Below are 7,814 nucleotides of genomic sequence, written 5' to 3' on the forward strand. Positions count from 1 at the left end.
AGCCCCTTTCGAGACTCCCCCTTCCTTCAGCTCTCGCGGAAAGATTACTCCGCGGTCGCCTTGATGATCTTACCCGGGTTACGGGGCGGCTCGCCCTTGGGCAGCGCGTCGACATGCTCCATGCCGCTCTCGACCTGGCCCCAGACGGTGTACTGGCGGTCGAGGAAGCGGGCGTCGTCGAAGCAGATGAAGAACTGCGAATTGGCCGAGTTCGGATCGTTGGTCCGCGCCATCGAGCAGGTGCCGCGCACATGCGGCTCGGCGTTGAATTCCTGCTTCAGATTGGGCTTGTCCGAACCCGACATGCCGGTGCCGGTGGGGTCGCCGCCCTGTGCCATGAAGCCGGGGATGACGCGGTGGAACACGACGCCGTCGTAAAAGCCTTCATTGGCAAGGCCGCCGATGCGCGCGACATGCTCGGGCGCCAGGTCGGGGCGCAGGGTGATGACGACATCGCCGCTCTCGAGCGTCAGGGTCAGCTTGGAAAAGGTCTCGGCCATAAGGGTTCTTCCTTGGTTGATGAAGCGCAGGTAGGCATTCCCGTGCCCGCTGGCAAATGCCGCCGTCGCAGTTTAGAGGCGTGACACAGCGTTCATGATCGATCGAGGGAGGCCGAGATCAGCGACACCGAACTCCCCGAACTCGAATCCGAGACCCAGCTGCCCGAAACTCAGCTGGACGAGGACGACCGGCTGAAGCCCGAATATGTGACGGCCGTGCTCGACGCGCTGGAGGCGGGCGACGACGAGGGCGCGCGGGCGCTGGTCGAGCCGCTGCACCCCGCCGACATCGCCGACCTGTTCGAGCTGGTCGGCGACGAGGAACGCGTCAACCTGGCGCGCGCGGTCACCGACCTGCTGAACGGCGACGTCTTCGCCGAGATGAACGACTATGTGCGCGAGCAGCTGATCCAGGCGCTCGAACCGCATGAAGTCGCCGACATCGCGTCGGAACTCGACACCGACGACGCGGTCGCGATCATCGAGGACATGGACGAGGACGAGCAGCGCGCGGTGCTGCGCGCGCTCGACCCCGACGACCGCGCCGCCATCGAAGAGGCGCTGTCCTTCCCCGAGGAGTCGGCCGGTCGCCTGATGCAGCGCGAGCTGATCGCGGTGCCCGAGCACTGGACGGTGGCCGAGACGATCGAGTTCCTGCGCGACGATGAGGAACTGACCACCGACTTCTGGGAAATCTTCGTCGTCGATCCCGGCCACCGGCCGATCGGCACCTGCCAGCTGTCCTGGATCCTGCGCGCAGCCGGCCAGATCGCCATCGGCGACGTGATGAAGCGCGAACAGACGCTGATCCCGGTCGACATGGACCAGGAAGAGGTGGCGCTGCGCTTCCAGAAATATGCGCTGATCTCCGCCGCCGTGGTCGATGCCAGCGGACGACTGGTCGGCATGATCACCGTCGACGATATCGTCCACATCATCCAGCAGGAGGCGGGCGAGGACGTGCTGCGCCTGTCGGGTGCGGGCGAGGGCGACATCAACGAGCCGATCCTCGACAGCTACAAGAGCCGCGTGCGCTGGCTGCTCGCCAACCTGATCACCGCGATGGTCGCCTCCTCGGTGATCGCCGCGTTCGAGGGGACGATCGCGCGCATGGTGGCGCTGGCCACGCTGATGCCGATCGTGGCGGGTGTCGGCGGCAATGCGGGCACGCAGACGCTGGCGGTGACGGTGCGTGCGCTGGCGACCAACCAGCTGACCCAGTCGAACACCGCGCGCGCGATCATGCGCGAGATCCGCGTGGCGATGATGAACGGCCTGACCGTCGCGGCGGTGATCGGCGTGGGCGTCAGCCTGGTCTTCGGCAACCCCGCGCTGGGCATGGTGATCGCGGCGGCGATGATGACCAACATCATGGTCGCCGGGCTGGCGGGCGTGCTGGTGCCGGTCACGCTCGACCGTTTCGACGCCGATCCGGCGGTGGCCTCGTCGGTGTTCGTCACGATGACCACCGATTCGATCGGCTTCCTGGCGTTTCTGGGCCTGGCGACCGCGGCAGGCCTGACGGGTTAAGCTATTCCTCCCCTGAAAGGGGAGGGGGACCAGCGAAGCTGGTGGAGGGGGGCTTCCTCATAGGATGTCCCTCGCGGAGATCCCCCTCCACCACCGCTGCGCGGCGGTCCCCCTCCCCGTGCCGGGGAGGATCAGTGATCGTGATCGTGGTCATGCCCGTGCGGCACGTTGCGCAGCGCCTCCAGCACCTCGTCGGTGCGCGCCGGGTCGCCGATCGCCAGCACATGGCCCGCGCTGTCGGCGGTCAGCGGATCGCCGTTCCAGTCGCACATCCGCCCGCCCGCGCCCTCGACGACGGGCACCAGCGCGGCGAAATCATGCAGCTTCAGCCCCGATTCGCAGACCAGATCGATATGGCCGCTCGCCAGCAGTCCGTAATTATAGCAGTCGCCGCCATAGACCGGCCCCTGGCGCGGGGACTGGCCGCTGACCGCCGCGACCAGCGCCATGAAGTGCGGCACGTCCGCATCGTCGAACAGATGCGGGCTGGTCGTCGCGATGGTCGCGCCGTCCAGGTCGCGACAGCTGCGCGTCCGTGCCGGCTCACCGTTGAACAGGGTCGGCCGCCCCGCCACGCCCAGCCAGCGCTCGCGTGCGATCGGCTGGTCGATGATGCCCAGCACCGGCCAGCCATTGTCGACCAGCGCGATCAGCGTGCCGAAGATCGGCCGCCCGACGGTGAAGCTGCGCGTGCCGTCGATCGGATCGAGCACCCATTGCCGTCCCGTCACGCCGTCCTTGACGCCATATTCCTCGCCATGAATGCCGTCGCCCGAACGCTCCGCCTCCAGGATGCGGCGCATCGCCGCCTCCGCCTCGCGATCGGCCAGCGTCACGGGCGAGCGGTCCTCCTTGATCTCCAGCCCCATTTCGCGGCGGAAATAGGGGCGGATGGCGGCTCCGGCAGCATCGGCAAGACGAAGGGCCAGCTTAATATCGTCGGCATGTACGGACATATTAACCCGGATAGGATAGGTCTGCGCGATCAGCAATGGACGCCATGATCGCGACAGGATAGGCGTTAACTATCTTAATATAAGGAATGGGGCGATGAGGGCAGTGTTGGGCTTTCTCCTGGCGATGGCGGCGGTACCGGCCGCAGCGGCCCTGCGTCCCGGTGCCCCGGCCCCCGACTTCACCACGCGCGGCGCGGTGGCGGGCAAGGTCTTTACGCTGCATCTGAAGGAACAGCTGCGCCACGGCCCGGTCGTCCTGTATTTCTTCCCCGCCGCCTTCACCAGCGGATGCAGCGCCGAAGCGCGCGCCTTTGCCGAGAAGATCGACGCCTTTCGCGCCGCCGGGGCGCGCGTGATCGGCATGTCGGCCGACCCGGTCGACAAGCTCGCCGCCTTTTCCAAGGCCGAATGCGCGGGCAAGTTCCCGGTCGCCAGCGCCGGTCCCGCGATCGTCAAGGGCTATGACGTCGCGCTTGGCCGCCAGATGGAAGGGCGCGATATCACCTCGCGCACCAGCTATGTCATCGGTCGCGACGGGCGTGTCGTCTTCGTCCATGACGACATGAACCCGTCCGAGCATGTCGCCACGACGCTGGCGGCGGTACGCGAACTGCAAAACCGTCGCTGACAGGCACGTGTCATGGGGCTTTACAGGGGATGGGGCGAAACGGCTGATGTGGAGCCGCGGCGAGCCATGACGATGCCTGCCAGTCTATATGAACGTATCGGCAAGTTTCTGGAGGATCACCGGCTTTCCCCCGATCCGGCGCATTACGCCTTTGTCCATGCGATCCTGACCAATCCCAAAGGCAGCCTGGCGCGTGCGGTCGAATCGCTGATCGATGGCGGCGTTCGCCTGCACCAGGACGATATCGTCCGTCTGGGCGGTCCGACGGGGGCGTCGCGGTCCATGCCCGCGCCGGATGCCGCCGAACCGGCGGTCCGCGAATCGGCGGTCGACCGGGTCGCCCCGCCCGAGGCGGAGGCGCGGTCGGACGCGCTGGCCGAGCAGACCGAGAATCAGGTCACGGCGTTCATGTCGGTGATGCGCACCTTCCAGGAGGATACATCGGCCTTCGGGGCCAATCTGGCGCGCAACGTCGCGGAGATGAACCGCGAAGAGATCGACCTGCCGACACTGGCGACGCTGACCGGCGAGATGCTGGAGCGGATCCACGCGACCGAACAGCGGCTGGAACAGGCGACGGCGGAGGCCGACACGCTGCGCGAGAAGCTGGCCGAGGCGCGGGCGACGGCGCGGCGCGACCCGTTGACCGGGCTGGCCAACCGGCTCGCCTTTTCCGAGGCGCTGGGCCAGTGTTTCCAGGCATCGGACAGCTGCCATCTGGCGCTGTGCGATGTCGACCGGTTCAAGCGGATCAATGACGAGCTGGGTCACGCCACGGGCGACCGCGTGCTTCACTCGATCGGCAAGATCCTGGCCGAGGAATGCCAGGGGCATCTGGTCTGTCGTCATGGCGGCGAGGAATTCGCGATCCTGATGTCCGGCCTGACCGCCAGGCAGGCGGCGGCGCTGGTCGACCGGGCACGCGATGCGGTGCGCAACCGCCGGATGCGCGTGCGCGAGACGGGCGAGCCGGTCGGTGAAGTCACCTTCTCCGCCGGGATCACCGCGCTGAACCCCGAGGACACGCAGGAGACGCTGTTCGCGCGCGCCGATGCGCTTCTTTATCGCGCGAAAAAGGAAGGTCGCGACCGCGCCTGCAACGACGCCTGATTTTCCGCCATCGGATGGCGGGAAATCCCGTCGGCTCGTGGCGGAATTTCCCAAGACGACAAGAGGCTTTCCAAAAAACCACGGAAATCCGCCGTTCATAAAATTGGCACGCTCTCTGCAATGTCCCTGGTATCGCCGGTCGGATGGTCCGACCGGCGGTCAAATCAGGGAGTTCCACCATGTTCACTTCGTTCCAGACCCGCCAGATCCTCGTCTCGGTCCTCGGCGCTTTCGTCTTTGCCGGTCTCGCCATCACCAGCGCCGCGCCGATCTTTCCGATCGCCTGAGCGTGATCGCGCCTTACCCCTCTGGCGGCCGGGCCATGCCATTCTGACACCCGGCCGTCCCTCTTGCCCGCATCAGGCGACCGCGCCTGCCCCCACCGGGCCGACCGGCGCTTCCTCCTCGCGCGAATAGGTGCCCGTCAGCACCCCGGCGGCCAGCACATGTCCCGCCATCGCCTCGACCATCGCGCCGCGACCCGGCGTTTGTCCGCCGATATCGACCACCGCATCCAGCGCGAACAGCTGGAAGACATAACGATGCTCGCCATGGCCGCGCGGCGGATCGGGCGGCAGCCAGCCTTCACTGAGATAGGAATTGCGCCCGACATCGCCGCCCTCGGGCGTGCCCGCGCCATCCGCGACGATCGCGCCCTCGGCCAGTTCGCCTGCGCGCGGTGGCAGGTTCCAGATGATGGCATGGACCAGAGGCTGCGGCGTCGGGGCGTCGGCATCCTCGACGATCAGCGCCAGCATCGCCGTGCCCTCGGGCGGATCGCCCCAATAGAGCGGCGGCGACACCCCCTCGCCATCGGCGGTGAAGCGCTCGGGCAGCCGGGCCATGTCGCCAAAGGCCGGGCTGTTGAGCGGCATCGCGGCGGGCGGCGCCAGTTCGGGTCGGACGACCGCGATCGATTCCACCCCGGCGCGCCAGCCGCTCATCGCCTTGCCTGCCCAAGCGGGCAAATGTTCGAGCATCCTTGTCTCCTCTATCGCGGTTTCACGGGGACGGCCCGCGCGCGCCAGACGGTCAGCGTGTCGATCGCGCCCCGGCATTCGGTCATCTGCGCGGCCTGGAGCAGGCGGAAACGGGTGCCGTCCCAACCGAATTGCTGCGCATCGCCGCAATCGCCCAGCCCCCGGCCCTTGCCCCAGCTCGACAGGCGGCCGTCGCGCGACCAGTCGACATTGACCAGGAGCTGGGGCTGGCCCGGTTCGGGCCGCTCACCGAATGGATAGGCGAAGTCGAAGGTCGCGGGGCTCAACCGTCCGTCGCGCCAGATCAGCGGCTTGACCAGATAATTATACGCCCCCGCACCGCAGGACATCAGCACCAGCGTGCTGCGCCGGTCGAGCCGGTGGGCGTCGGCGCTGAACGGGCTGCCATCGTCGGTCGCGCAGCGGTAGCGCCGCCGGGCCTCGCTGATCGCCGAGGCGGGAATGACGGGGGCGGCACCGGGCGGCGGGGTGACGACCTGAACCATGGGCAGCGCGGGCGAGGTGGCACGATGGCGTTTGGCCCCCCGGGCGATCAGCGCGGAGGTCGTGCCCGCGCGTCCCTGCCGATCGTCCATATAGCGAAAGGCGGCCGATGCGCCCGCCAGCGCAAGCGGGTGCGCGCTCGGCGTCAGCAGCGTGGCGCGCTGGCCCCTGGCGATGGCCGCGACAAGCGCGCTGGCGGAGGTGCCCTGCCACTCGCCCTCACCGTCACGGTCGAGCGGGGTGGAGGCGATGGTCCGGCCATCGACCCGGACGCTGGCCGTCTTGGCCTTGCCGGTCATGTCGCGGATACGCACCGTCACCCGGCCGCCGGCATCGCGCGCGACGATCAGCCCGACATCCTGAAGCGCCGATTCCTCGGCCGCCAGCGAGGCCGCCCCACAGGCCCGGCCATTGTCGCAGGCGACGATCCAGTTGCGGAACAGCTTCAGCTTGCCCGGCTTGGGCGTGTCCGGCGTGGCGGCGGTCGCCGCCGTGGCGACCAGCGCCATGCTCATGGCAAGGCTCATGCGAATCATACCCGATCAACCCCTTGGCTGGCGATCCCGTTCCGAACCGGATAGGGCGCGTTGTAACAGGCTTTGTGGCAGAGATACGGGCCGGAAGAACAGGCCAAAGCGGCAGGGCCAGGAGACAGGAGAGTGTCGATGAAGTCAGTGGGCGTGATCGGAGCCGGTCAGATGGGCGCAGGGATTGCGCAGGTCGCGGCGGCGGCGGGCTATGCGGTGAAGCTGGCGGATGTCTCCGCCGAGCGCGCCGAGGCGGGCAAGGCGGGCATCGCCAAGGCGCTCGACCGGCTGGTGACCAAGGAAAAGACCACCCGCGAAGAGGCCGACGCACTGCTCGGCCGCATCGAGCCGGTCGGCAGCCTGTCCGCCATGGCGGATTGCGAGCTGGTGATCGAGGCCGCGACCGAGCGCGAAGCGATCAAGCGGGCCATCTTCGAGGAGGTCGGCAAGGTGATGTCCGACACCGCCATCCTGGCGACCAACACCTCGTCCATCCCGATCACCCGGCTGGCGCAGGCGGCCCCCGATGCGGCGCGCTTCGTCGGCGTGCATTTCTTCAATCCGGTGCCCGTAATGGGTCTGATCGAGCTGATCCGGGGCCTCGCCACCTCGGACGAGACGGTCGGCAGAGTCGAGGCTTTCGCGCAGGAGCTGGGCAAGCGGGTCGTTCATGCCAATGACGCGCCGGGCTTTATCGTCAACCGCGTGCTGATGCCGATGATCAACGAGGCGATCTTCGCGCTGGGCGAGGGCGTGGCGACGATCCCGGATATCGACGCGGCCTGCCAGCTGGGGCTGAACCATCCGATGGGGCCGCTGACCCTCGCCGACTTCATCGGGCTGGATACCTGCCTGGAGATCACCCGCGTGCTGTTCGAGGGCACCGGCGACCCCAAGTTCCGGCCCGCGCCGCTGCTCATCAAATATGTCGAGGCGGGCTGGTATGGCCGCAAGACCAGGCGCGGTTTCTATGATTACTCGGGCGCGGAACCCGTGCCGACGCGGTAAAAAATTCCTCCCCTGTAAGGGGAGGGGGACCATGCGTAGCATGGTGGAGGGGTGTCCCGCTCTCGATAGGG

At 67.7% G+C, this 7,814-nt stretch carries 8 protein-coding genes; 4 read left to right on the top strand and 4 right to left on the bottom strand.

Annotation, left to right across the window (positions count from 1 at the left end):
* Positions 1–44: 44 nt before the first annotated feature.
* Positions 45–500 (bottom strand): peptidylprolyl isomerase, encoded by a 456-nt coding sequence (locus tag SP5_RS10515; RefSeq protein WP_042488118.1) that lies wholly within the window; start codon positions 498–500, stop codon positions 45–47.
* Between the two features lie 117 nt (positions 501–617).
* Between SP5_RS10515 and mgtE the strand changes: the two genes are divergently transcribed.
* Complete coding sequence (gene mgtE / locus SP5_RS10520; RefSeq protein WP_042488121.1) at positions 618–2,030, top strand: magnesium transporter; 1,413 nt, start codon at positions 618–620, stop codon at positions 2,028–2,030.
* 131 nt (positions 2,031–2,161) lie between these two features.
* On the opposite strand, the gene SP5_RS10525 is transcribed toward mgtE, so the two are convergent.
* A complete protein-coding gene (locus SP5_RS10525; RefSeq protein WP_042488138.1) occupies positions 2,162–2,986 on the bottom strand; it encodes an inositol monophosphatase family protein in 825 nt (274 codons plus the stop codon).
* Positions 2,987–3,080: 94 nt separating this feature from the next.
* Here SP5_RS10525 and SP5_RS10530 point away from each other — a divergent pair, with 94 nt between their 5' ends.
* Positions 3,081–3,614, top strand: coding sequence for a peroxiredoxin (locus tag SP5_RS10530; RefSeq protein ID WP_042488123.1), 534 nt, complete (start codon positions 3,081–3,083; stop codon positions 3,612–3,614).
* Positions 3,615–3,680: 66 nt separating this feature from the next.
* Positions 3,681–4,724 carry a GGDEF domain-containing protein gene (locus SP5_RS10535; RefSeq protein ID WP_042488126.1) on the top strand — a complete coding sequence of 348 codons (1,044 nt, stop codon included), beginning with the start codon at positions 3,681–3,683 and terminating at the stop codon, positions 4,722–4,724.
* A 359-nt stretch (positions 4,725–5,083) separates the two neighbouring features.
* Here SP5_RS10535 and SP5_RS10540 read toward each other — a convergent pair whose 3' ends face one another.
* Both SP5_RS10540 and SP5_RS10545 read right to left on the bottom strand, forming a co-directional pair.
* Positions 5,084–5,704: a YbhB/YbcL family Raf kinase inhibitor-like protein gene (locus tag SP5_RS10540; protein WP_042488130.1), complete on the bottom strand. Its 621-nt coding sequence runs from the start codon at positions 5,702–5,704 to the stop codon at positions 5,084–5,086.
* An 11-nt stretch (positions 5,705–5,715) separates the two neighbouring features.
* A complete protein-coding gene (locus SP5_RS10545) occupies positions 5,716–6,735 on the bottom strand; it encodes a DUF1176 domain-containing protein (RefSeq protein ID WP_052811499.1) in 1,020 nt (339 codons plus the stop codon).
* 138 nt (positions 6,736–6,873) lie between these two features.
* Between SP5_RS10545 and SP5_RS10550 the strand changes: the two genes are divergently transcribed.
* Positions 6,874–7,743: a 3-hydroxybutyryl-CoA dehydrogenase gene (locus tag SP5_RS10550; RefSeq protein ID WP_042488135.1), complete on the top strand. Its 870-nt coding sequence runs from the start codon at positions 6,874–6,876 to the stop codon at positions 7,741–7,743.
* Positions 7,744–7,814: the final 71 nt, after the last annotated feature.

Origin of the sequence: Sphingomonas parapaucimobilis NBRC 15100 (assembly GCF_000787715.1) — a bacterium.
Taxonomy (GTDB): domain Bacteria; phylum Pseudomonadota; class Alphaproteobacteria; order Sphingomonadales; family Sphingomonadaceae; genus Sphingomonas; species Sphingomonas parapaucimobilis.

What these genes read in the sequence shown, in the direction of transcription:
- SP5_RS10550 (WP_042488135.1), top strand. Translation starts at nt 6,874, where the DNA reads ATGAAGTCAGTGGGCGTGATCGGAGCCGGTCAGATGGGCGCAGGGATT.
- SP5_RS10525 (WP_042488138.1), bottom strand. Translation starts at nt 2,986, where the DNA reads ATGTCCGTACATGCCGACGATATTAAGCTGGCCCTTCGTCTTGCCGAT.
- SP5_RS10545 (WP_052811499.1), bottom strand. Translation starts at nt 6,735, where the DNA reads ATGAGCCTTGCCATGAGCATGGCGCTGGTCGCCACGGCGGCGACCGCC.
- SP5_RS10515 (WP_042488118.1), bottom strand. Translation starts at nt 500, where the DNA reads ATGGCCGAGACCTTTTCCAAGCTGACCCTGACGCTCGAGAGCGGCGAT.
- SP5_RS10540 (WP_042488130.1), bottom strand. Translation starts at nt 5,704, where the DNA reads ATGCTCGAACATTTGCCCGCTTGGGCAGGCAAGGCGATGAGCGGCTGG.
- SP5_RS10535 (WP_042488126.1), top strand. Translation starts at nt 3,681, where the DNA reads ATGACGATGCCTGCCAGTCTATATGAACGTATCGGCAAGTTTCTGGAG.
- SP5_RS10530 (WP_042488123.1), top strand. Translation starts at nt 3,081, where the DNA reads ATGAGGGCAGTGTTGGGCTTTCTCCTGGCGATGGCGGCGGTACCGGCC.